The sequence below is a fragment of the Geobacillus sp. BK01 genome, assembly GCF_052220245.1.
In the GTDB taxonomy this organism is placed as follows: domain Bacteria; phylum Bacillota; class Bacilli; order Bacillales; family Anoxybacillaceae; genus Geobacillus.
The window spans coordinates 70,966-94,150 of the sequence record NZ_JBQPTH010000007.1 but is presented as its reverse complement, the minus strand read 5'-3'; the positions used below and the strand labels follow the sequence as shown (position 1 = coordinate 94,150).

The 23,185-nt window shown below is 56.8% G+C and carries 22 protein-coding genes, 1 tRNA gene and 1 riboswitch; of the genes, 20 read left to right on the top strand and 3 right to left on the bottom strand.

The annotated features are described in order from the left end of the window. Positions 1-79: 79 nt before the first annotated feature. Positions 80-1,924 (bottom strand): oligoendopeptidase F, encoded by a 1,845-nt coding sequence (pepF, locus tag ACTVDO_RS09775; protein WP_442901428.1) that lies wholly within the window; start codon positions 1,922-1,924, stop codon positions 80-82. Positions 1,925-2,010: 86 nt separating this feature from the next. Here pepF and ACTVDO_RS09770 point away from each other — a divergent pair, with 86 nt between their 5' ends. Together ACTVDO_RS09770 and ACTVDO_RS09765 are read left to right on the top strand one after the other, a co-directional pair. Continuing rightward, complete coding sequence (locus tag ACTVDO_RS09770) at positions 2,011-2,901, top strand: aldo/keto reductase (RefSeq protein ID WP_020959944.1); 891 nt, start codon at positions 2,011-2,013, stop codon at positions 2,899-2,901. 12 nt (positions 2,902-2,913) lie between these two features. After that, on the top strand, positions 2,914-5,070 hold the full coding sequence (locus ACTVDO_RS09765; protein WP_442901427.1) for a DNA topoisomerase III: 2,157 nt from the start codon (positions 2,914-2,916) through the stop codon (positions 5,068-5,070). Between the two features lie 37 nt (positions 5,071-5,107). Here the strand turns inward: ACTVDO_RS09765 and ACTVDO_RS09760 are convergent, their stop codons facing one another. After that, positions 5,108-5,551: a GNAT family N-acetyltransferase gene (locus tag ACTVDO_RS09760; RefSeq protein ID WP_023817625.1), complete on the bottom strand. Its 444-nt coding sequence runs from the start codon at positions 5,549-5,551 to the stop codon at positions 5,108-5,110. Between the two features lie 93 nt (positions 5,552-5,644). Then, the gene (locus tag ACTVDO_RS09755; protein ID WP_020959941.1) at positions 5,645-6,526 is read right to left on the bottom strand and encodes a glycerophosphodiester phosphodiesterase family protein; all 882 of its coding nucleotides are present in this window, start codon (positions 6,524-6,526) and stop codon (positions 5,645-5,647) included. Between the two features lie 185 nt (positions 6,527-6,711). On the opposite strand from ACTVDO_RS09755, the gene ACTVDO_RS09750 reads away from it, so the two are divergent. The 18 genes from ACTVDO_RS09750 (at position 6,712) to ACTVDO_RS09665 (ending at position 23,126) form a co-directional block, all read left to right on the top strand. After that, positions 6,712-6,783 (top strand) — tRNA-Gln (locus tag ACTVDO_RS09750). A gap of 236 nt (positions 6,784-7,019) precedes the next feature. After that, a complete protein-coding gene (gene rraA, locus ACTVDO_RS09745; protein WP_020959940.1) occupies positions 7,020-7,505 on the top strand; it encodes a ribonuclease E activity regulator RraA in 486 nt (161 codons plus the stop codon). A gap of 59 nt (positions 7,506-7,564) precedes the next feature. Next, a riboswitch (cobalamin riboswitch) is annotated at positions 7,565-7,758 on the top strand. A gap of 185 nt (positions 7,759-7,943) precedes the next feature. Continuing rightward, entirely contained in the window at positions 7,944-8,342 is a 399-nt protein-coding gene (locus ACTVDO_RS09740; protein ID WP_020959939.1) for a (2Fe-2S) ferredoxin domain-containing protein, read from the top strand. Then, entirely contained in the window at positions 8,339-9,082 is a 744-nt protein-coding gene (locus tag ACTVDO_RS09735; RefSeq protein ID WP_020959938.1) for an energy-coupling factor ABC transporter permease, read from the top strand. The genes ACTVDO_RS09740 and ACTVDO_RS09735 overlap by 4 nt, the downstream gene beginning before the upstream one ends. A gap of 4 nt (positions 9,083-9,086) precedes the next feature. Further along, positions 9,087-9,380 carry an energy-coupling factor ABC transporter substrate-binding protein gene (locus ACTVDO_RS09730; protein WP_020959937.1) on the top strand — a complete coding sequence of 98 codons (294 nt, stop codon included), beginning with the start codon at positions 9,087-9,089 and terminating at the stop codon, positions 9,378-9,380. Then, positions 9,364-10,089 carry a cobalt ECF transporter T component CbiQ gene (gene cbiQ / locus ACTVDO_RS09725; protein ID WP_020959936.1) on the top strand — a complete coding sequence of 242 codons (726 nt, stop codon included), beginning with the start codon at positions 9,364-9,366 and terminating at the stop codon, positions 10,087-10,089. The genes ACTVDO_RS09730 and cbiQ overlap by 17 nt, the downstream gene beginning before the upstream one ends. Positions 10,090-10,108: 19 nt before the next feature. After that, the gene (locus ACTVDO_RS09720; protein WP_442901426.1) at positions 10,109-10,885 is read left to right on the top strand and encodes an energy-coupling factor ABC transporter ATP-binding protein; all 777 of its coding nucleotides are present in this window, start codon (positions 10,109-10,111) and stop codon (positions 10,883-10,885) included. Positions 10,886-11,197: 312 nt separating this feature from the next. Next, positions 11,198-12,949, top strand: a complete 1,752-nt coding sequence (cobJ, locus tag ACTVDO_RS09715; RefSeq protein WP_442901425.1) for a precorrin-3B C(17)-methyltransferase — start codon at positions 11,198-11,200, stop codon at positions 12,947-12,949. 38 nt (positions 12,950-12,987) lie between these two features. Further along, positions 12,988-13,818 carry a sirohydrochlorin chelatase gene (locus ACTVDO_RS09710; RefSeq protein ID WP_442901424.1) on the top strand — a complete coding sequence of 277 codons (831 nt, stop codon included), beginning with the start codon at positions 12,988-12,990 and terminating at the stop codon, positions 13,816-13,818. 15 nt (positions 13,819-13,833) lie between these two features. Continuing rightward, positions 13,834-14,610: a precorrin-6A reductase gene (gene cobK, locus ACTVDO_RS09705; protein ID WP_020959932.1), complete on the top strand. Its 777-nt coding sequence runs from the start codon at positions 13,834-13,836 to the stop codon at positions 14,608-14,610. 113 nt (positions 14,611-14,723) lie between these two features. Next, positions 14,724-15,371: a precorrin-8X methylmutase gene (locus ACTVDO_RS09700; RefSeq protein ID WP_020959931.1), complete on the top strand. Its 648-nt coding sequence runs from the start codon at positions 14,724-14,726 to the stop codon at positions 15,369-15,371. Positions 15,372-15,377: 6 nt separating this feature from the next. Further along, on the top strand, positions 15,378-16,496 hold the full coding sequence (locus ACTVDO_RS09695; protein WP_020959930.1) for a cobalt-precorrin-5B (C(1))-methyltransferase: 1,119 nt from the start codon (positions 15,378-15,380) through the stop codon (positions 16,494-16,496). Beyond that, complete coding sequence (gene cbiE, locus ACTVDO_RS09690; RefSeq protein ID WP_020959929.1) at positions 16,462-17,667, top strand: precorrin-6y C5,15-methyltransferase (decarboxylating) subunit CbiE; 1,206 nt, start codon at positions 16,462-16,464, stop codon at positions 17,665-17,667. Before ACTVDO_RS09695 ends, cbiE begins: the two co-directional genes overlap by 35 nt. Continuing rightward, positions 17,664-18,365, top strand: a complete 702-nt coding sequence (gene cobI, locus ACTVDO_RS09685) for a precorrin-2 C(20)-methyltransferase (RefSeq protein ID WP_020959928.1) — start codon at positions 17,664-17,666, stop codon at positions 18,363-18,365. The genes cbiE and cobI overlap by 4 nt, the downstream gene beginning before the upstream one ends. After that, positions 18,362-19,135 carry a precorrin-4 C(11)-methyltransferase gene (gene cobM, locus ACTVDO_RS09680; protein WP_442901423.1) on the top strand — a complete coding sequence of 258 codons (774 nt, stop codon included), beginning with the start codon at positions 18,362-18,364 and terminating at the stop codon, positions 19,133-19,135. Before cobI ends, cobM begins: the two co-directional genes overlap by 4 nt. A gap of 1 nt (position 19,136) precedes the next feature. Continuing rightward, positions 19,137-20,318: a cobalt-precorrin 5A hydrolase gene (locus tag ACTVDO_RS09675; protein ID WP_442901422.1), complete on the top strand. Its 1,182-nt coding sequence runs from the start codon at positions 19,137-19,139 to the stop codon at positions 20,316-20,318. Further along, positions 20,264-21,631 carry a cobyrinate a,c-diamide synthase gene (locus tag ACTVDO_RS09670; RefSeq protein ID WP_442901421.1) on the top strand — a complete coding sequence of 456 codons (1,368 nt, stop codon included), beginning with the start codon at positions 20,264-20,266 and terminating at the stop codon, positions 21,629-21,631. Before ACTVDO_RS09675 ends, ACTVDO_RS09670 begins: the two co-directional genes overlap by 55 nt. Then, positions 21,624-23,126, top strand: coding sequence for a cobyric acid synthase (locus ACTVDO_RS09665; RefSeq protein ID WP_442901420.1), 1,503 nt, complete (start codon positions 21,624-21,626; stop codon positions 23,124-23,126). Before ACTVDO_RS09670 ends, ACTVDO_RS09665 begins: the two co-directional genes overlap by 8 nt. Positions 23,127-23,185: the final 59 nt, after the last annotated feature.

Here is a 23,185-nt window from a genome sequence, read left to right as displayed (position 1 = left end):
CCGCCAAAGAGGAAACAGATGAAGCCGGTGGCTGCGAATAAAAGGTGTCCCATCCAACGGGACACCTTTCTCTGCATGGCTAGGCCTGCTTGTTGGCCAGCTGTTTATCAAGCTCGTCAACAAGCGCAGCGAAATGGCGCAAAACGCGTTCGACCGGCTCCGGGCTTGTCATATCGACGCCGGCCCGTTTGAGCAGGCGAATCGGGTCATCGGACGTGCCGGAGCGCAAAAACTGTTTGTACCGTTTCAACGCTTCGCCGCTTTGGTCGTCCTTGATATCGCTCACGATGGCGTAGGAGGCGGCCAGCGATGTTGCGTATTTGTACACGTAAAAGGCGTCGTAAAAATGCGGGATGCGCAGCCAGCCGCGCGCCGCTCCTGGATCGGCGGCGTACGCCGGGCCGTAATACGTTTTCAGCAAGTCAAGCCAAAGGCGGTTCAGTTCGTCCGCCGTCAGGCTGCCGCCCCGGCGCACTTTGTCATGAATCATCCGTTCAAATTCGGAGTACATCACTTGCGTGTACAACGTGCCACGAATTTGCTCGATTTGTTCAATGAGCAGGCGGAGCTTTTCCTCTTTTGTTTTGGCTTGCGCATACAAGTAATCGAGCATCAGCCATTCGTTCGCGGTCGAGGCGACTTCCGCCGTAAAAATCGAATGGCCGGCATAATGGTACGGCTGCGCGCGGTTTGTGTATACAGAGTGCATAGCGTGCCCGAGCTCATGCGCCATCGTCAACACGCTATCGAGCGACCCGTTGTAATTGAGCAAGATGAACGGATGGGTGTCATACGCGCTCGTGTTGTAGCCGCCGGTATATTTTTTCGGGCGCGGGTAGACATCGAGCCATCGCTCTTGAAACGCTTGCTCCACGTGTTTAATGTAGTCGGCGCCGAGCGGTGTCAGTCCTTCTAATATCCATGTTTTGGCTGTTTCAACCGGGATCGATTTCGCCGTTTTGCCGCCAAGCGGCACGTACATGTCATAGCTGTGGACGCGGTCAAGCCCGAGCGCGCGCCGCCGCAGTTCGATATAGCGGTGGAGTGCCGGCAAGTGGCGGCGGGTGGTGGCGATTAAGTTGTCGAACACTTCTTCTGGGACATCGTCGGCGGCAAGGGCGGCGGCGAGGCCGGACGGATAGCGGCGCACGTTCGCGTACAGTTCGTCCGCTTTCACGGATGCGTACAGCGTCGCGGCGGCGGTATGTTCGAGTGCCTCGTAGCTTTTCGCTTTCGCTTCAAACGCCGCTTTCCGGTAACGGCGGTCCGGATGTTGGAGCGCGGCGGCGTAGTTGCCGTCGGTTAGTGTCACCGTTTTTCCGTCCGGCATACGGACGGACGGCGGCTCGTAATCGCCGCGCGAGGCGTGGTCGTAAATGTTTTCCGCCTCGCTAAGCGCCGGCGATAGTTTCGCGAGCAGCCGTTCTTCGCGTTTCGTGAGCGTATGCGGCTTTTGTTCCCGCAGTTCGGTGAAATAATAGCGATACGGCTTGAGCAGCTTGCTTTTTTGCAGCTTGGCGAGCGTCCGCTCCGGAAGGGCGAGCAGTTCCGGCTCGATGTACGCTGTTTTTGCCGCGTATTGGGCGGCGAGCGCTTCCACTTTCGCCCCGAGCCGGGCCGCCGCCTCGTCTTCAATGTTCAGATCGCGTTTTAAATGGGCATAAAGCGACAGTTTTTCAAGCTTGCGGGCCGTTTGTTCGTTTAGGGCGAACAGTTTGGCGATCGTTTTGGCATCGTCAAGTGTACTTTCAAACGCCGCCAGTTTCGGCAGCGCGTTTTGCACTGCCTTGTAGTCGCGCATCCACTCGGCTTCGGATGGATAAATGTCGGCCAGGTTCCATTCGTATGCCGTTTCGGCGGCTGCCGCCGGCCAGGGGGAGGCCAAAAGGAGTACAGCGGCGAACGAAAGAAGCCAGCGTTTCATATGATCACGTCCTTTCCGTTTTTTTCCTCTTGTCGGTAGTATGCGCAAACGGGACGATTTTAGCCAAAAAAGAAAGGAAGACGATCATGGAACGAATTCAGTTGGCAGACGATTTGACGTTTTCCCGTCTCATTCACGGCTGTTGGCGGCTTGCGGATTGGGGATACTCGCGCGAGCAGCTGCTGTCGCTCATTGAATTTTGTCTTGAGCGCGGCATTACGACGTTTGACCATGCCGATATTTATGGCAACTACACGTGCGAATCGCGCTTCGGCGAAGCGTTGGCGTTAAAGCCGAGCTTGCGCGGGCAAATCGAACTTGTCACAAAATGCGGCATTAAGCTGCCATCGAAGTACGGGATGAAATCGTACGATACAAGCAAAGACCATATCATCGCCTCCGTCGAGCAGTCGCTCGCCCATTTCCGCACCGATTATATCGACGTCTTGCTTATTCATCGCCCGGATCCGTTCATGAACCCGGAAGAAGTGGCCGAGGCGTTTTTGAAGCTGAAACAGGACGGAAAAGTGCGCTATTTCGGCGTCTCGAACTTTAAATGTTCGCAGTGGGAAATGTTTCAGTCGTATTTGCCGTTCCCGCTTGTGACAAACCAAATCGAAGTATCGGCGTACCGCCTTGAAAATCTCGAAGACGGCACCGTTGACCTTTGTCTTGAGAAGCGTGTTCCGCCGATGGTATGGTCGCCGCTCGCCGGTGGAGCGATTTTTTCCGCTGACGATGACCGGGCGGTGCGTCTGCGCGGGACGCTTGAGCAAGTGCAAGAGGAACTCGGTGCCGGGACGATCGACGAAGTGCTGTACGCGTGGCTTCTCGTTCATCCGGCGCGGATGATGCCGATTGTCGGCTCGGGGAAACGGGAACGCATCGAGCGGGCGGTGCGGGCGCTGTCTCTCCCGCTTTCCCGCGCGCAATGGTTCGCCATTTTGCAAAGCTCTATGGGGCATGATGTGCCGTAAGGGGAGAAGCCGATGAAAGTCATTATTGCGGAAAAACCGGACCAAGGGGCGACGCTCGCCTCGATTTTTCGGACGAAAAAACGGCAAGGCTATATCGAAATTTTGCCGAATGACTTGTTTCCCGACGGGGCGTATATGACATGGGCGATCGGGCATTTGTTCCAGCTCGCCCCGCCTGAGCGGTATCGGTCGGAGTGGAAGCGATGGACGCTCAGCACGCTGCCGATCATCCCGGAACGGTTCGAGTATGAGATCGAGAAGGCAAAAGCGAAACAGTTTCATGTGGTCAAAGAACTGTTGCGAAAACCGGAAGTGACGGAAATCATCCATGCCGGCGACGCCGGGCGCGAAGGGGAGCTCATTGTGCGCAACATCATCCGGATGAGCGGCGTCCGCAAGCCGATCAGGCGGCTTTGGCTGTCATCGTTGACTCCGAAGGCGATTGAAGAAGGGTTTCGCCGCCTGCTCGATGAGCAGACGACGCGGCCGCTCTATGAAGAAGCGTACGCCCGCGCCTGCGCCGACTGGCTTGTCGGCATGAACGCCTCGCGCGTGTACAGCCTCTTGCTGAAAGAACGCGGGATGAACGACGTCTTTTCCGTCGGGCGCGTGCAAACGCCGACATTGGCCTTGATCGTCCGGCGCGAGCGGGAAATTGAGCAGTTTCGCCCTGAACCGTTTTGGGAAGTCGTCGCCTCGTTTGTCATCGGCGATAAGCGCTATGAGGGAACATGGACGGACGAAAACGGTCAAACGCGTCTCAAGGACGAGGAGACGGCGAAAAGGATCGCTGCCTTTTGCCAAGAAAAACCGGCGGAGGTGGCCGACGTCCGCACGGAACGGAAAACGTTCCAGCCGCCGCTGTTGTTCAACTTATCGACATTGCAGGCGACGGCGAACAAGCTGTACCGCTTTTCACCGAAAAAGACGCTTGATGTGCTGCAATCGCTCTACCAAAAAGGGATCGTTTCGTATCCGCGCTCTGATTCGATGCATGTGACGAAAGGGGAAGCGGAAACGTTCCCGGCGATTTTGCAAAAGTTGTCCGCGTTTCCGGCGTACGCTTCTTATTTTCCGTTGCCGCGGCCATCGATTTTACATAATAAACGTTATGTTAACGAGAAGAAGGTAACGGACCATTACGCCATTATCCCGACTGAGCAAGTAGCGGATCCAGAAAAGCTGTCGGCCGACGAGCGGAAGGTGTACGATTTGGTCGTCCGCCGCCTGATCGCCGCCCACCACCAGGCGGCGGTCATCGATTATACGACCGTCGCAACGCTCGTTGATGGCCGGGCCCGCTTTGTTTCGAAAGGAAGGCGGGTCGTCGAGGAGGGGTGGCGCGCCGTCATCCGTCCGCATGAGGAGGAAAAAGATGCGGTGCTGCCTCCGCTCGAGCAGGGCGAGGCGGGGAAGGTGGCCGCTGTAAAGGTGAAAGCAGGGAAAACCGAGCCGCCGAAACGGTATACGGAGGGTGAACTCATCACCTTGATGAAAACGGCGGGAAAATTTTTGGACGATGAGGAATTGGAAAAAGTGCTGGCCAAAACGGAAGGGCTCGGCACGGAAGCGACAAGGGCGGCCATCATTACAATGCTGAAAGAGCGGAAGTACATTGAAGTGAAAAAGAACCTCGTGTACGCGACTGACAAGGCGAAAGTGTTGATCGAGGCGCTCGGCGGCACGATTCTCGCCTCGCCGGAAATGACGGCGAAATGGGAGCAGCGCTTAAAGGAAATCGGCGAAGGGAGCGCCTCATCAGCCGCCTTTATGGAACAGGCGAAAAAGCTGGCGCAAAAAGTGGTCGCCGACGCCATCGCCGCCGCGCCAAACTGGAAATTCAGCGGACTCGATACCGCTTCGATTCAGCGGGGGAAGGCGAAAAAAACGGCAGGTGAAAAGGTCGGAACATGTCCGCTTTGCGGCGGGACGGTTGTGGATAAAGGAACGTTGTACGGCTGCGACCAGTACGCGAAAACAAAATGCCCGTTTACGATTTCCAAACGCATTCTCGGCAAATCGATTTCGACGGCCAATGTGAAAAAACTGCTTTCGCAAGGAAAGACGAATGTCATCAAAGGATTCAAGAAAGGTGCGAAAACGTTTGACGCTGCGCTTGTCTGGGACGGGAATGAGAAGAAGTTGTCGTTTCAATTTCCGAAGCGGTGACGAAAAGGCGGGCCGATGCGGACCGCCTTTTTGCCGTTTACTCCGTTCGCGGCTCTTGAATCCGCTCCATCAACCACTCCGGCTCGCCCGGCGCGGTGAAGCCGAATTGTTCGTACAGTCCGTGCGCGTCTTTCGTTGCAAGCATCACCTTGCGGACGGCGGCGACGCCGGGATGGGCGAGCACGCACGATAGCAGCCATTTTCCGAGCCCTTGCCCGCGGTACGCTTCGTCGATAAAGACGTCGCAAAGGTAGGCAAATGTTGCTCCGTCGGTGATGACGCGCGCCATGCCGATCTGCCTTTCACCGTGAAAAAGGGAGAAGCAAAGCGAATGGTCGAGCGATTTGACAATCGTTTCGCGGCTGCGCCCGTTCGCCCAGTACGAACGGGCGAGGAAGTAAACCACGCGCTCAAGCTGAACGCGGCGGCGGTCCGTCGTTACGGTAAACGGTCCGTTTTGGTAGTCGGCGATCGTCCACATGATCTTGTCCTCCCCTTTTTTTGAAGAATGAATGGAGCCAAACGAAAATGTATAAACCATAATTATATTATGTAAATACCCCCTAAAGGGCGGTCAATGACGGGGCGGTCGGCGGCACGAAGCGATGCGGGCTGGGCGGTCAGGGTAGTCGGTAAACACGCCGTCCACGCCCATCGCGCATAAGTGTTCTAGATCGTGTGGAGCGTTGACGGTATAGACGTGAACAATAAGCCCGCGGCGATGGGCGGCGCGCACCGACTTTTCAGTGACGACTGAAAACGGCAAGCCGATGCCATCGGCATAGACGGCAATTTGTTGCAACAGGGCATCCCGGCTGCTTCGTGCTTCCTTTTCGCCGATCAATTGAATGAGCGGGATGCCGCGCGGAATAAGCGGACGGAGCGCCTGCAAACTTTCTGGATGGAACGATTGAAACATGACGCTTCCGCGCTGGAGAACGCCGTGTTTTTGCAATAGGCGGGCGACCTCTTGTTCGATGCCGGGCTGTTTCGTTTCGATGTACAACGGAACGTTTACACGTTCCGCTTTCAGCATCCGAACCACCTCATCAAGCGTCGGAACGCGTTCGCCGGCAAAGCGTGGATCGAACCACGATCCGGCATCCAACTTTTTGAGCTCATGCAATGAAAAATCGCTGACCCGCCATGGCGACCGGTGCGGGTAAACCGTTTCGACATTTGTCGTCCGGGCGAGTGTTGCATCATGCAGGGCAACGAGCTTCCCGTCTTTAGTTGACCGCACATCGACTTCGATATAATCGGCATTCATGCGGGCAGAGAGGCGATAGGACGCGAGCGTATGCTCCGGCGCGTGTCCGGACGCGCCGCGGTGGGCGATGACGGCGGTTTTCGGCTGGCTGGGTGGCTGCCAAGCAGCCGAGGCCGCTAAGACGATCGGCAGCGATAACAAAAACAATGCGCAAAGATAGAAGCGAAAAACCGTGATCCGGCGCATGTCCATCTCTCCCTTTCCAAATTCAATGTATCATACTGGGAAAACGAGTGCGAGGGAAAAACGAAATGATATATGGTAGGAAAAGGACGTTTGTATCGATAGTTTCGCACACCAGGCAAAAGGATATTCAGTTTGATGCATAAAGTGCGCCATCATGCCGCATACTGTAAATGACAACAAAACGTTGGGCTATAGCCAAGCGGTAAGGCAACGGACTTTGACTCCGTGATGCGCTGGTTCGAATCCAGCTAGCCCAGCTGAATCGCCGGACGGGGCTCGTTCGTCCCGACGGCCAAAACGGCTTCCGCCATGTCGTGCGGGGCCGTTTTTTTCGTTCGCCGGAAAGCGACGGCGAGCGAATCCTTTTGTCGTTCAGCGGTCCCGCAACGACACGCATCCGATTCCCGAGCAGAAACAGCGCCACAAAAAAATGTGGAGTCGGCAGGATTTTGACGAATGATGACGAATGAAAAAAACGAAAGGGGAGAGGATCATGAAAACAGCTGATTTATGCGATCAATTTTTAGATGAGTTGCAAGTCTGTGAGTTGCCGTTTCAATCGTACGGCGGAAAACGGATGTTTTCCGGGCCGATCGCGACGGTCGACGTGTTTGAAGACAACGTTCTTGTCCGTGAAGCGCTCGAGACGGTGCCGCCGGGGACGGTGCTTGTGGTCGATGGAAAAGGCTCGCGCCGCGTGGCGCTATTAGGCGACCGGTTGGCGCAAATCGCCTGCGACCGGGGGCTTGCCGGCGTCATCATCCACGGCTGCATCCGCGATTCAGCGGAAATCGGCCGCATGCCGCTTGGCGTTATGGCGATCGGCACGTGCCCGGTGAAAAGCAAAAAAGAGGGAAAAGGCGCTCGCGATGTTGTGCTCGAGTTTGGCGGCGTCCGCTGGGAGCCGGGCGCATACGTGTACGCCGATGCGGACGGCGTTGTCGTTGCCCGTGAAGATTTGTCGGCAAAAAACGGTTGACGGCCGCCATCAAGTTGTACTACGATGAAAAAGGATGCTTGTTCCATGACAGTGTACATATGGCGAAGAACGAACAAGGTGCCTAAGCCTGCGGAAAGGCTTGGGTGAAAAGGGAAGACCGGTGAAAATCCGGCACGGTACCCGCCACTGTGATGGGGAGCTTTGCGGCAACAAGTCACTGAAGGATGCTTCGGGAAGGCGCCGCCAAGCGATGATCCTAAGTCAGGAGACCTGCCTTGTTTCGATCGGACGGATGCCTACGGGACTATAGGCAGACGTGCGGGAGAATGATGGCTGCATCAGGCCTGTTTGGGGCCGTTTATGGCTTTCGTATACATTTTTCTGCACCTCTGCGATGGAGGTGCTTTTTCTTTTGCCTGAAACCTGCCCGTCTGTCTGCATCTGAATTCTATTATTCTAGCCAAAAGGGGGGATTCGATGGCGACATGGGACTTAACAGGGATGAAACACCATGTGTTCATCTGCAACGGAGGGACGTGCCTCCGTCATGGCGGGGACGGCGTGACAATTGCGGTCCGCGAGGAAATCACCCGCCTCGGGCTCGATGACGTTGTCCATACGACACGAACGCGCTGCAACGGCCGCTGTCAAGACGCGTGTGTCATGATCGTCTACCCGGATGGCGTCTGGTACCGGCTCATGACTCCCGAGCGGGCGAAGGAAGTCGTGCGCGCCCATTTGGGCGAGGGGGTTCCGTTGCGGGAGTGGGCGACGTATGAATACGAAAGCGGATTGGTGTTGACGCCAGCCGGTGAACGAGAGGCGCCAAGCGGAAAACGAAAAACGGAACATGGCCAGAAAGGAGCAGATAAATGAAAAGGATCATTCGATGGAGCGCGGTCGCCACTTTACTCGCGGTGTATTTTTGGATGACCAGCGAACAGGAAGCGTATGCCATGCATATTATGGAAGGCTTTTTGCCCATCAAATGGGCGTTATTTTGGTGGTTATTGTTTTTACCGTTTTTCGTGCTTGGTTTGCGCCGGCTTGTTCACACCTTAAAGCAACATCCGGAACAAAAGCTTCTGATGGCGCTTGCGGGTGCGTTTACGTTTGTGCTATCAGCGTTGAAAATTCCGTCCGTCACAGGAAGCAGTTCACATCCGACTGGAATCGGATTTGGTTCCGTTTTGTTTGGACCATGGGTGATGGTGGTGATCGGGACGGTCGTCCTTCTTTTCCAAGCAATGCTTCTCGCTCATGGAGGGTTGACGACGCTCGGTGCAAATGCTATGTCGATGGCGATCATCGGTCCGTTCGTTGCGTACGGAGTGTATCAATTGTGCCGAAAAGGGAAAATGTCCAATCGTGCCGCATTGTTTTTGGCGGCCTGCTTGTCTGATTTGGCGACGTATGTGACGACTTCATTGCAGCTCGCTTTGGCATTTCCTGCTCCAGAGGGTGGGATCATCGTTTCGCTTTTGAAATTTGCTGGTATTTTCGCGATCACCCAAGTACCGTTGGCGATAACTGAAGGCATTGTAACGGTGGTTGTCTGGAACTGGCTTGCTTCGTACCAAGCTTCTCCGTTGTTCCAAAAAGAAAAGGAGGTGTGAAAGGATGAAAAAAAATCGTTTGTTATTGTTGTTAGCTGTTTTGCTGATTATGGTGCCGCTTTGGTGGGCACGCGGATCGGAGTTTGGGGGAACAGACGATCAAGCGGAAAAAGCAATTCAGTTGCTCCATCCCCATTACCGCCCATGGTTTGAATCGATTTTCACTCCACCCGGGGGGGAAGTCGAAACATTGTTGTTCTCACTGCAAGCCGCGCTTGGTGCTGGCGTGATCGGCTATGTCATCGGGGTGTACAAAGGGAGGTCGGAGCGGAAGAGCAGTCATGATTCGCGAGTTTGACCGTTGGGCGTATGACAACCGGCTTCGCACATGGCGGGCAGAATGGAAATTGCTGCTGACGTTCGCCATGCTTTTCTTTGCCATGATCGGGGACTGGCGAGAGCAATGGCTTGTTCTTGTTGGAATGGCATATTGGACTATGGGGCGTGCACGGGTGCCGTTTTCTTTGTATGGAAAAGCCATGTTGGCTGCCAGCGCCTTTTTAGGGATTAGCTTGTTGACGTTGGTCGTATCGGTGTCCTTCCCCTTTCGGTTGTCGATCGTTGACAGCCAGTTGCAGCCAGCAGCTGAGCTTGCTATCCGTTCACTTGCCGCTTGGTCGTGCTTGTTTTTTCTCCTGGTTACGACTCCGGTGCCGGAGTTGTTTGCTGTGTTGCGGGGGATGGGGCTCCCAACAGCATTGGTTGAACTTTGTGTCCTCATGTATCGCTTCATCTTTTTGTTGGAACAGGCGGCGGCTGAGCTGATGTTGGCGTTGCGTGCCCGCAATGGGGGAAGGCATTGGCGGCACGGAGGGATGCTCATGTATCAATTGTGGATGAAAGCGTGGCAGTCGTATGAGGCGTTCAGTCGTTCGCTTGCTGCCCGCGGGGGAATGGCTTCCATTGTGTATACATCTCAACCGCCGAAAACGAATATGCACCTTGCCGACATCGCAGCCGGCGTCGTAATGGTGGTGTTGCTCGGTTTGGAATGGTGGGGAGGATGAGGGGGATTTGTTGTTGCGAATGGAACGAGTGCGATATGCCTATGATTCGACGCGCGATGTGCTTAATGGAATTGATTGGGAGATTGCGGAGCAGAAAAAATATGCGCTTATTGGACCGAACGGATGCGGAAAAACGACGCTGTTTCTCCATTTGAATGGGCTATTGCGGGCGCAAGAGGGAATCGTGTATTGGAAAGGCCGGAACATGTATGAACGCGGCGCTGATTGGGCCCAATGGCGGCGTGAAGTCGGCATTGTCTTCCAAAACCCGGAACATCAAATTCTTGCGCCGCTCGTGCGCGATGAGTTGGCCATCAGCCTCGCTCATGCCGGGATGGACATGGAAAATATCGAAGAGATGCTTGTCTCTATTGTAGAAGAATATAAGATCGATTCTTGGTTGGACCGTCCAACCCATCAATTGAGCCTCGGACAGAAAAAATGGCTGACGCTTTGCTGCACCATGGCGACGAAGCCGGATTTGCTTGTGCTTGACGAGCCGACTGCCTACTTGGATCAACACCAGACAAAACGATTTCTCGAGCAAATCGAGACGATTCATCGGGCGGGGACGACCGTGTTAATTACCACGCATGATATGGATTTTGTCTGGCAGTGGGCGGATGTTGTCGCTGTCATGCATGAAGGGCGAATCGTGATGCAAGGGACGCCGGAAGACGTGTTTGCTGACCGCCAACGGCTTTTGGATGTTCGTTTGGATGTTCCGCTGTTTGTGCGGCTTTGGCAAGCGTGGCGACCGGAGGAAAAACAGGTGCCTCGGCGCCTTGTGCAATAGAAGAGAGAGCGTTGCTGACACCGTCGCAGAAGATTTTAACATTTTTCCGAAAGAAGTCTTCCACTTCTAAGCGAAGGGAAAGTGGGAGATGAATGTCGGTTGGCGTTAGACAACGAATAGGGTGGAATATGGCTAGAACGGACAACTTCGGAACGAAGGGAAGCGTAAAGGGTTCTTGTGTGTGGCTTACCGTTCGGCGAACACACAAGTCGCTTGAAGCCCCCACCTCTAAGCGAAGTGTAGGTGGTGGGTAGTTGGCACACGACAACTGCAGTAAACGTTTTGTTTCAACCGGCAAAGGAGGGAATGATGATGAACGGCAAACTGCTCATTATTGGCTTTGGCCCGGGAAGCGCCGACCATATGACGAAACGGGCTCGCGAGGCGATTGAAGAAAGCGACGTCATCATCGGCTACAAAACATATATTGAGCTGGTGCGCGATCTTATTGCTGGAAAGGAAATCATCAGCACCGGCATGACTGAAGAAGTGAGCCGCGCCCAGGCGGCGGTGAAATGGGCCGAGCGCGGTAAAACGGTCGCCGTCATTTCAAGCGGGGACGCCGGGTTGTACGGCATGGCCGGGCTCGTGTATGAAGTGTTGATTGAAAAAGGGTGGACGAAGGACAGTTCGATTGAAGTCGAAGTCATCCCCGGCGTTTCCGCCATTCATTCGTGCGCCGCGCTGCTTGGGGCGCCGATTATGCACGATGCGTGCACGATCAGCTTGAGCGACCATTTGACGCCGTGGGAGCTGATTGAAAAGCGGCTCGAAGCTGCGGCGGCGGCCGATTTTGTCATTGCGTTGTACAATCCGAAAAGCGGGCGGCGCACTCGGCAGATCGCGGAAGCGCAGCGCATCTTGCTTCGTCATCGGGCGCCGACGACCCCTGTTGGACTCGTAAAAAGCGCGTACCGCGAACGCCAACATATCGTCCTCACCGACTTGGCGCATATGCTTGACCATGAGATCGGCATGTTGACGACGGTCATCATCGGCAACTCGACGACGTTCGTTCATGACGGACTGATGATTACCCCGCGCGGCTACCAGCGCAAGTATCAACTCACCGCCGCCATCCAGCCGCTCAAGCCGCATGAGCGGCTGCGCAAAGAAGCGGAGCCATGGGCGCTCGATCAGACGAAGCCGCCAAAAGAGATGCCGGGGGTGTTAGGATCGTCCGAAGCGGCTGTCTTCGCTGAAAACAATCAGAAAGATCACTCGTTCACCGCCTTGGCCACCGCGGTGGCGAAGGAGGCCGAGCCAATGCCGCCGGCTTCCGGTTTGACACAGCTTTCCATACCGCCTGCCAACAAAGCGGGACAGCAGCCGACCGCCCAGCCAAAACGGGTGAAAGAAACGGCCGAAGACGCGCTCGCCGCTTTCGAGAGACGGAGAACAAGAAAGACGACGTCCGTGCTGTTGGAAGCAGCGGTGAGCCCGGGGGTGGCCAATAAACAGTTCACCCCGGAACAGTTGATCGTGATTGCGGAAGTGGCGGGAACGGATGGAAAAATCACGTACACCCCGGATCATTACATACAGATCGAACGGCTGACGGAAGATCCAGATGGACTGATCGCCCGGCTCAAGGCCGTCGGGCTGACCGTCACGCCGGTCGGCGATGTGTTGACGGTGAAGGCGTGTGATTTTTGTGACGGGGAGAAAAAAGACGCCATTCCGTACGCCGAAGAATTGGCGCGGCGGTTAGGCGGCATGGCGTTGCCAAAAGAATTGAAGCTTGGCATCAACGGCTGCGGGATGGCGTGCTACGGGGCGGTGCGCGAAGACATCGGGCTTGTGTACCGGAAAGGGAAATTTGACTTGTTTTTGGGCGGAAAAACGGTCGGCCGCAACGCCCATCCGGGGCGGCTCGTTGCGGAAGGCATTCCGCCGGAGGAGATGGTGGCGGTTGTGACGGACATCATTGAGCAGTACAAAGAACACGCCTATCCGAACGAGCGGTTTCATAAGTTTTTCGCTCGCGTGAAACAAATCGGCCGCTTTTCGCACGAAGAGGCGAAGACGGCGGTCATGATCGAAGCACCCGCATGCGGCGACTAACCGCCAGGTTGAGCGACACGAAAGAGAGGGGAATGAACATGAGGGCCATTTTGTTTGTCGGCCATGGAAGCCGCGACCCGGAAGGAAACGAGCAAGTGCGGGAGTTTGTCGAACAGCTGCGGCCGCGCCTTGCCTCTTCCTTTCACGTTGAAACGTGTTTTCTTGAGTTTGGCCGTCCGTCAATCAGCGAAGGAATCGAACGCTGCGCGGAAGCCGGCGCAACGGAAGTGGCCGTCGTCCCGCTCATTTTATTGCCGGCCGGGCATTCCAAACTGCACATTCCGGCGGAAATTGATGAGGCGAAAAAACGCTACCCGCATATCGCGTTTCAATACGGGCGGCCGATCGGCGTTCACGAAGAGACGTTTGAAATTTTAAAAGAGAGATTGCGAGAAATCGGCGAACAGCCGGAACATCCGGACAGCGAAACGGCGGTCATTTTGCTTGGCCGCGGGGGGAGCGACCCGGATGCGAACAGCGATTTGTACAAGATCGCCCGCCTGTTTTGGGAACAGACTGGGTATGCACTCATTGAACCAGCGTTTATGGGGGTGACGACGCCGTCGCTCGATGACGCCGTCCGCCGCTGTTTGGCGCTTGGCGCGAAACGGATCGTCGTCTTGCCGTATTTTCTGTTCACCGGCGTGCTCATGAAGCGGCTTGAGCGGCAAGTGGCACAATACCAAGCTGAGTACTCGCATATCTCATTTGCGCTTGCTGGCTATTTCGGCTTTCATCCGAAGCTTGAGGCGATCGTGCTTGACCGCCTCCACGAGGTGCTCGGCCAGGCGGTGGCGATGAACTGCGACACTTGTCAATATCGTCTGCACGCCGCCCACCACCATCATCATCACCATCATCATCATTAAAGGGGGAAAGCGTCGATGATTTTGATGTTAGCCGGAACAAGTGACGCCCGCGAATTGGCGATGATGATCCGGCAAGCTGGTTATCGCGTAACCGCGACAGTCGTCACCGACCATGCGGCCGAACAGCTCCGGTCGGCCGGCATTCGCACTTATGTCGGCCGTTTGGCTGCATCCCGGCTTGCTGAACTCGCGAAAGCCGAAGGGGCGAAAGCGATTGTCGATGCGAGCCACCCGTTTGCCGAAGAGGCGTCAAAAAACGCCATGCAAGCGGCAGCGGACAGCGGATTGCCGTACATTCGCTATGAGCGGCAATCGTCAGCCATTGCGTCCGATAAGGTGACATTTGTCGACAGCTATGGAGAAGCGGCTGATCTGGCGGCGGAAAAAGGCGGCGTTGTGATGCTGACGACCGGCAGCAAAACGCTCGACATTTTCGCCGCCCGGCTTCTCGGACGCCCAAACGTGAAGGTGATCGCCCGGATGCTGCCGCGGAAGGACAATTTCGACAAATGCGAGCGGCTCGGGTTTTCGCAAGAGCAGATCGTCATGATGCAAGGGCCGTTCACAAAAGAGCTCGACCGGGCGCTGTACCGTCATTTCGGCGTTACGGTCGTCGTCACGAAAGAAAGCGGCAAGGTCGGGTTTGTCGATGAGAAAATCGCCGCCGCCGAGGAGCTCGGCATCGACGTCATCGTCATCCGCCGCCCACGGTTGTCATACGGCATTGTGCATCACGATTTTGCCGGCGTGCTGGCGGCGTTGAAGCAACATGCACCGCTTCCGCTCGCGTAAAGCAAAAGATCGAGAGGAACAAAGAGAAAAACGGGTTCGGACTTATACGTTCGATGAAGCGAGATGTTTCGAGCTCGTTCTAGCCAAACAACAAAGAGAGGGGAGAACAGAGAATGGAGTTCCATACGACTTTCCGCCCGGTCACCGTCCAACCGGAACAAATTGAAGCGCGCAGCTTTCAAATCATTGATGAAGAAATCGGCGACCATTCGTTTACCGCTGAACAGTATCCGATTGTCCAGCGCGTCATTCACGCGTCCGCTGATTTTGAACTTGGCCAAAGCCTTCTGTTCCATCCCGATGCGGTGCGCGCCGGCATTGCTGCCATCCGCAGCGGCAAGCCTATTGTCGCCGATGTGCAAATGGTGCAAGTCGGCGTCAATCGGACGCGCCTTGCCAAATTTGGCAGTTCGGTGCACGTCTATATTTCTGATGACGACGTCATTGCCGAGGCGAAACGGCTGAATACGACGCGGGCGATCGTCGCCATGCGCAAGGCGGTCAAAGAGGCGGAAGGGGGCATTTTCGCGATCGGCAATGCCCCGACGGCTCTGCTCGAACTCATTCGCCTAATCAAGGAAGGGGAAGCGCGGCCGGGGCTTGTGATCGGCCTGCCGGTCGGGTTTGTCTCGGCAGCGGAGTCAAAAGACGAATTGGCGAAACTCGATGTGCCATTTATTACGAACCGCGGCCGCAAAGGGGGAAGCACGGTGACTGTCGCCGCCGTAAACGCCTTATCGCTGCTCGCCGAGCGAGGGTAAAACGCCATGGAAACAAAAAAAGCGTTGCGTGAAGGGTATACGACCGGATCGTGCGCGACAGCGGCAGCAAAAGCGGCGCTCACCGCACTCATCACCGGCAAGGCCCAGACGGAAGCGACGATCCGTCTGCCGATCGGGCGGGTGGTGACGTTTGCCATGGCGTCGTGCACAGTCGGCGGATCATCGGCGACAGCCTCGGTCATTAAAGACGGGGGGGACGACCCGGATGCAACGCACGGAGCGACGATCGTCTCCACGGTCTCATGGGCGCTCGATTCCGGCGTCCATATTGATGGCGGCGAAGGAGTCGGGCGCGTGACGAAACCGGGGCTGCCGGTGCCGGTCGGCGAAGCGGCCATTAATCCGGTGCCGCGCCAAATGATTCGCGAAACGATCAAGGAAGTGCTCGAACAATACGGCCTCGACCGCGGGGTGAACGTCGTCATTTCCGTGCCGGGCGGCGAGGAGATCGCGAAAAAAACGTTAAACGCGCGCCTTGGCATTATCGGCGGCATTTCGATTTTAGGGACGCGAGGCATCGTCGTTCCGTTCTCGACCGCTGCCTACCGGGCGAGCATTGTGCAGGCGCTCGAAGTGGCCAAAGCGAACGGCTGCCGCCATGTCGTCATTACGACCGGCGGGCGGAGCGAAAAGTATGCCATGAAGGAATACCCCTATCTGCCGGAGGAAGCGTTTATCGAAATGGGCGATTTTGTTGGCTTTACGCTGAAACAATGCAAACGGCTCGGCATGGGGAGAGTGTCGATGGTCGGCATGATGGGGAAATTTTCGAAAGTCGCTCAAGGAGTGATGATGGTGCACGCCAAAAGCGCGCCGATCGATTTTGGTTTTTTGGCGGCCCTTGCCGAGCAGGCCGGCGCTTCTTCCGAGCTGGTGGCGGCGGTGCGTGAAGCGAACACGGCGGCGCAAGTCGGCGACATGATGCAAGAAGCCGGTTGTACGAAATTTTTTGAGCTGCTCTGCGAGGCGTGCTGCCGGGCCGCCCTTCGGGAAATCGGGGGCGGACTGGTAGTGGCGACATCGATTTACACGATGAGCGGACAACGATTAGGAAAGGCGGTGCAAGCAGATGGGGACGATGAAACTGATCGGCGTGGGGGCTGACGGGCCGGCGAGTCTTCCCGATTTGTACAAGCGATGGATCATGGAAAGCGACCTGCTTGTCGGCGGCGAACGCCAGCTTGCGATGTTTCCGGAATACAAAGGAGAAACAATGGTCATCCGCCGCGGGTTGGCCGAGCTTGTCGAGCGGCTGCGCAACGAGACGCGCAATGCGGTCGTGTTGGCGTCTGGCGACCCGCTCTTTTACGGTATCGGCAGCTATTTGGCCGGCAAATTGCCGATTGACGTCTACCCGGCGGTCAGCTCGGTGCAATGGGCGTTTGCGAAACTAGGCGAGGCGTGGCAAGATGCGGCGTTTGTCAGCGTCCATGGCCGTCCGTTAACAGGCTTGGCGCAACGAATCGACGGGCGGCGCAAAGTCGCGGTGTTAACGGATGAGGCGAATTCGCCGGCGGCTATTGCCCGCTATTTGTTGGCATATGGCATGACCGAGTACGAGGCGTTTGTCGGCGAGGAACTCGGTGGCCCGAACGAGCGTTGCCGCCTGCTTTCGTTAGAAGAGATGGCCGAAACCGAGTTTCTTCCATTAAATATAGTCATTTTGCGGCAAATAGCGCCAAGCCCGGTTTGGCCGCTTGGCATTGATGATGACGAGTTTTGCCAGCGCAAGCCGGACAAAGGATTGATTACGAAAAAAGAAATCCGGGTCCTAAGTCTAAGCGCCTTGCGTTTGCGGCCGGACAGCGTTGTTTGGGACATTGGCGCATGTACCGGCTCGGTGGCGATTGAAGCGGCGAAAATCGCCCGCGACGGCGCCGTGTTTGCGATTGAAAAAAACGAACAGGACATCGAACGTTGCCGGCAAAACTTGCGCAAGTTCCGCGTCGACATCACGCTTGTGCACGGCAAAGCGCCAGACGGGCTTGATGCGTTTGCCGACCCGGACGCCATTTTTATCGGCGGCACATCCGGCGCGATGGCGCCATTGCTGGATGTGTGCTGCCGGCGGCTGAAACGAAACGGGCGCATCGTCATCAATGCGGCGACGATCGAGACGCTCGCCGAAGCGTGCCATGGCTTGCGGGCGCGCGGGTTTCAGGTCGATGTGACGCTCGCCCACGTGTCGCGAAGCAAGCCAATTTTAGATTTGACGCGCTTTGAGGCGCTCAATCCGGTGTACATCATAGCCGCGAAGCGGGAGGGAGAGGAATGACGGGAACATTATATGGCATCGGCGTCGGCCCCGGAGACCCGGAGCTGATGACTGTAAAGGCGTACCGCCGCCTAAAAGAGGCGGAGGTGATCGCCTATCCAAAAAAAGGGCGGCAAGCCAAAAGCTATGCGGAACAAATTATCGACGCGTACTTTGCCCCGGATGAAAAGCGACGGCTTGGGCTCCATTTTCCGATGACAAAAGACCCGGCTGTGCTGGAGCCGAAATGGAACGAAGCAGCGGACGCCATTTGGACGGAACTGTCAGCCGGGCGCGATGTGGCGTTTGTCACCGAAGGCGATCCGCTTTTGTACAGCACGTTCATCCATTTGATGCATGTGATGGAGCGACGCTATCCGGACGCGCCGATCGAAGTCGTCCCCGGCATCAGCTCGGCGAACGCCGCCGCCGCTCGGCTTCGCCTGCCGCTTGCGGACGGCGATGAGCAAGTGGCGATCGTGCCGGCACGTGACGACGATGAGGCAATGAAAGCCGCGCTTCTTGCACATGATTGTGTCATCTTTTTTAAAGTAGCGAAAGTGATCGACTTGATGATCCGCCTCCTTCGCGAGCTCGATTTGCTTCATCGGGCGGCAGTGGTGACGAAAGTGACGTCAAGTGAAGAAGTCATTTGGGACGTTGAGCGGCTCGAAGGGGCAGAGCTCGAATATTTGACATTGCTGGTGGTGAGAAAGTGAAACTGTACATTGTCGGAGCGGGGCCGGGGGCGCCGGATTTGATCACCGTTCGCGGCGCTGAGCTGTTGGCCGCGGCGGACGCCATTTTTTACACCGATTCGTTGGTGAGCGACCAGTTGATTGAGCGCTACCGGAAGCCGGAGGCGGAGGTGTTTCATACGGCTGGCATGCATTTGGAACAAATGGTGGCGATGATGGCCGACAAGGTGAGGCAAGGCCGGCTCGTCGTCCGCGTCCATACCGGCGACCCGGCAATTTACGGGGCGACGCTCGAACAAATGGCTTTGTTAAAACGAGAAGGGATCGATGTGGAAATCGTCCCTGGCGTCAGCTCGGCGTTTGCGGCCGCGGCCGCTGTGCAGGCCGAGCTCACCGTCCCGGAATTGACGCAGACGGTTATTTTCACCCGCGCCGAGGGGCGGACGCCGGTGCCGCCGCGTGAGAAACTGCAGGAACTCGCCCGCCACCATTGCACCCTCGTCCTTTTTTTAAGCGCGACCTTGGCGAAAAAAGTGAGTGCGGCGCTGCTTGATGCCGGCTGGAGGGGTGATGCGCCGGTGGCGGTCGTCTATAAGGCGACATGGCCGGACGAGATCATAATTCGCTCAACGGTGGCGACATTGGCTGAGGATATGCGGCGCCACGGCGTGACGAAGCACGCCATTATATTGGCCGGCTGGTCGCTTGATCCGCATATTCATGAACAAGGCTACCGTTCGAAGCTGTATGACCGGACGTTTACGCACGGATATCGAAAGGGGGAGGTGTAAGGTGGGGGCTGCTGCCATAAACAACGAAAGGCACGGCGTCTATGCGGTCGTGGCCATTACGAAACACGGAGTGGAGATTGCCCGAACGCTTGGCCGCCAACTGGATGGGGCGGACGTGTATTATACGGAGAAGTTCGCCCGCGGCGACGAAGAAGAGCATGGCATCCGCCTGTTTTCCGGCAACGTTAAGACGCTGCTGCCGGAGCTGTTCGCCCGTTACGACGGGCTCATTTGCATCATTTCGCTCGGCGCGGTCGTCCGGATGATCGCCCCATTGTTGAAAGATAAAAAGACCGATCCGGCGGTTGTCGTCATTGATGATAAAGGAGAACATGTCATTAGCGTATTATCCGGACACCTAGGCGGCGCCAACGAATTGACGCGGCGTGCGGCCGCCATATTGGGCGCCCGCCCGGTCATTACGACCGCTTCCGACGTGCAGCAGACGATCGCCGTTGATCTATTCGGCCGCGAATTTGGCTGGGCATGGGAATCCGATGACAACTTGACGCCGGTGAGCGCGGCTGTTGTCAATGAAGAACCGGTCGCCATTGTGCAAGAGTCGGGAGAGCCAAATTGGTGGCCGGCGGACCGCCCGCTGCCGAAAAACCTCACCGTGTACGGCTCGATCGCGGAGGCGCTGGCCGCCCGCCCGGCGGCGGCGCTTGTGGTCACTCACCGGCTGCTTGGGCCGGAAGAAGAAGCGATTTTGCAAAACGGCGTTTTGTATCGCCCGAAAGTGATCGCCCTTGGCATCGGGTGCAACCGCGGCACCACAGCCGGGGAAATTGAAACGGTCATCCGCGAGACGCTCCATGAACTTCGTTTTTCGCTCAAAAGCGTCAAAGCGATATGCACGATTGACTTGAAAAAGGATGAGCCGGGGCTTTTGGCGGTGGCGGCCCAATACGGCTGGGAGTTTGTCACCTACCCACCAGAGGAGTTAAACGCCGTACCGATGGAAGCGCCGTCGGAGACGGTGTTCCGCTACACCGGCGCCTACGGGGTGAGCGAGCCGGCGGCGAAATTGTACAGCGGGGCCGATCAAATGGCGCTCGTGAAAAAGAAATCGGGCAACGTGACGATTTCCGTGGCGCTCATCCGCCATGGACGAAAGGAGAATGGGGCATGCGACGATTGGTCATCGCCGCGCCGGGAAGCGGCGCCGGCAAAACGACCGTGACGCTCGGCTTGATGGCGGCGCTCAGGCAGAGAGGTTTGACGGTGCAAGGATTGAAATGCGGACCAGATTACATCGATCCGACGTACCATACGGCGGTCACCGGCCGGCCAGCACGCAACTTGGACAGCTGGATGGCTGGCCGCGCGAACGTGCGTCAAATGTTGGCGAACGGCTGCCAAGGGGCGGATATCGCCATCATCGAAGGAGTGATGGGGCTGTTTGACGGCAAGCAGCCGCTGTCTAATGAAGGATCGACAGCCGATATTGCGGTATTGACGGAAAGCCCGGTGCTGCTTGTCATTGACGCCGCTGGCATGGCTCGCAGCGCTGCTGCCATCGTCCGCGGATTTCAAACGTTTCACCCGGATGTCCGCATTGCCGGCGTGTTTGCGAACCGCGTTGGCAGCGAAGGGCATTTCCGGCTGATTCAGGCAGCCATCGAGCAAATGTGCGGCATCCCGACGGTCGGCTATTTGCCAAAAGACGAGGCGTTGGCGTTGCCAGAGCGGCATTTAGGACTCGTGCCGTCGGTGGAGCGCGGTGAGTTGGCTGATTTTTTTGCCGCCCTTGGGGAAAAAGTAGCGGAAACAGTCGATTGGGAGGCGCTGCTTCGGATCGCCGAGTCCGCTCCGCCGCTAGCGGCGCCTGCCCCGCTTGTCCAACCAAGCCGGACGTATCCGGTGCGCATCGCGGTGGCGAAAGATGCCGCCTTCCACTTTTACTACCCGGAAAATTTGGAAATGTTGGCCGCCTATGGCGCTGAGCTTGTTTATTTCTCCCCGCTCGCCGGCGAGCCGCTTCCGGAAGGCGCTGACGGGCTGTATATCGGCGGCGGCTTTCCGGAAGAGTTTGCCGCTGAGCTGGCGCGGCAGACGGCGGTGAAGCAATCGATCCGCACAGCGGTCGAAGCCGGCTTGCCGACACTTGCCGAATGCGGCGGGTTTATGTTTCTTACCGAACAGCTTGTCACGACAAGTGGGGCTGCGTACGACATGGTCGGCGTCATCCCGGGGCGGGTCGTCATGCAGCGGACGCTGGCGGCGCTCGGCTATCGCGAAGTGTATGGGCGGGACGGGAACTTTCTGTTGCCAAAAGGGGAAGTGGCGCGCGGACATGAATTCCATTATTCGGTGTACGAACCGCGGGGCGAGATGCCGTTTGCCTATGACACGAGCGGCCGGAAAGGAACAAAGCCGGACGGTTGTCTAGTGCACCGGCTTGTCGCCGGCTACGTCCATTTCCATTTCGCGTCCGCCCCGGCGATGGCCGAACGGTGGCTCGCCGCATGCGAGCGGGTGAAACGGGATGGCTAGAGCGCTGCCGATCATGTTTCAAGGCACTCACTCCGACGCCGGCAAAAGCGTCATCGCGACCGCCTTTTGCCGCATTTTCGCCCAAGACGGCTGGAAGACGGCGCCGTTTAAGTCGCAAAACATGTCGTTAAACTCGTACGTGACGCCGGACGGGAAAGAAATCGGCCGAGCGCAAGGCATTCAGGCGGAGGCAGCCGGAGTGGCGGCCCGTGCCGAGATGAATCCGATTTTGATTAAGCCAAGCCGCACCCATGAATCGCAAATCGTCGTGCTTGGCAAACCGTACGGCACGATGCAGGCGTTCGCCTACCGGAACGAGTTTTTCGACCAAGGGCTGGCTGTCATTCGCCAGTCGCTTGAAACGCTGATGAACGAGTATGATCGGATCGTCATTGAAGGGGCGGGAAGCCCGGCCGAAGTGAATTTAAACGACCGCGAGCTCGTCAACATGCGTATCGCCCGTCTCGCCAACGCTCCGGTCGTGTTGATCGGCGATATTGAGCGGGGCGGGGTGTTCGCGAGCCTCGTCGGAACGCTGTCGCTGCTTGAGCCTGAGGACCGAAAGCGGGTCATCGGCGTCATCATTAACAAGTTTCGCGGCGATGTGTCACTGCTTAAACCGGGGCTTGATTGGTTTGAGCAGCACACCGGCGTGCCGGTGCTCGGCGTTGTCCCCTATTTGCCGGATTTGACGATCGATGCGGAAGATTCGCTGTCGCTTGAGCGGTTTGCTTCATCTGTCGGGGGAGAGGAAGCGATTGACATCGCCGTCATCCGCTGTCCGAAAATCGCCAATTTCACCGATATCGACCCGCTTTTGGCCGAGCCGGATTGCCGCGTCCGCTTGGTGACGCATGCTGATGACCTTGGCAACCCGGATGTGATCGTATTGCCGGGAAGCAAAAACACGATCGAAGACTTGATTTATATGAAGAAAAGAGGACTCGCTTCCCGCATTGTGTCGCTTGTCAATGAAGGAAAAGCGAGGGTCGTCGGCTTATGCGGCGGCTACCAAATGCTTGGCGCCGTCATCCGCGATCCGTATGGAGTCGAGACGCCGCTTTTGGAAGTCAAAGGGCTTGGGTTGCTGCCGGTCGAGACGACGCTCGAACGGACGAAAATGACGGTCCGTTCAAACGGGGTGCTTGCGTGGAATGGCGAGCGGTTTCGGGTGAGCGGCTATGAAATTCATATGGGCCGCTCGGCGCCGCTTTCCGGCTATGCGCCATTGATTGAAGCAGAAGACCGATATGAAGGGGCGAAACAGGGGGATGAGCAAGTGTTAGGCACATACATGCATGACTTGTTTCATAACGATGCGTTCCGCACCGCTTTTTTGAACGCCATTCGCCGCGAAAAGGGAATCCCGTTGCGCGGCGCTGTATCGTTTCTCACCCGCAAAGAAGCGGCGTTTGACCGGCTTGCCACTCATGTCCGCGAGCATGTCGACGTCGGGCGGATCGAACAGATGATGCGTCAATTTCAGCAACCGTAATCGTCATGGAAACGCTCACCCGGTGGGGAATGTTCAACATGGATTCTTTTTTGCATGAT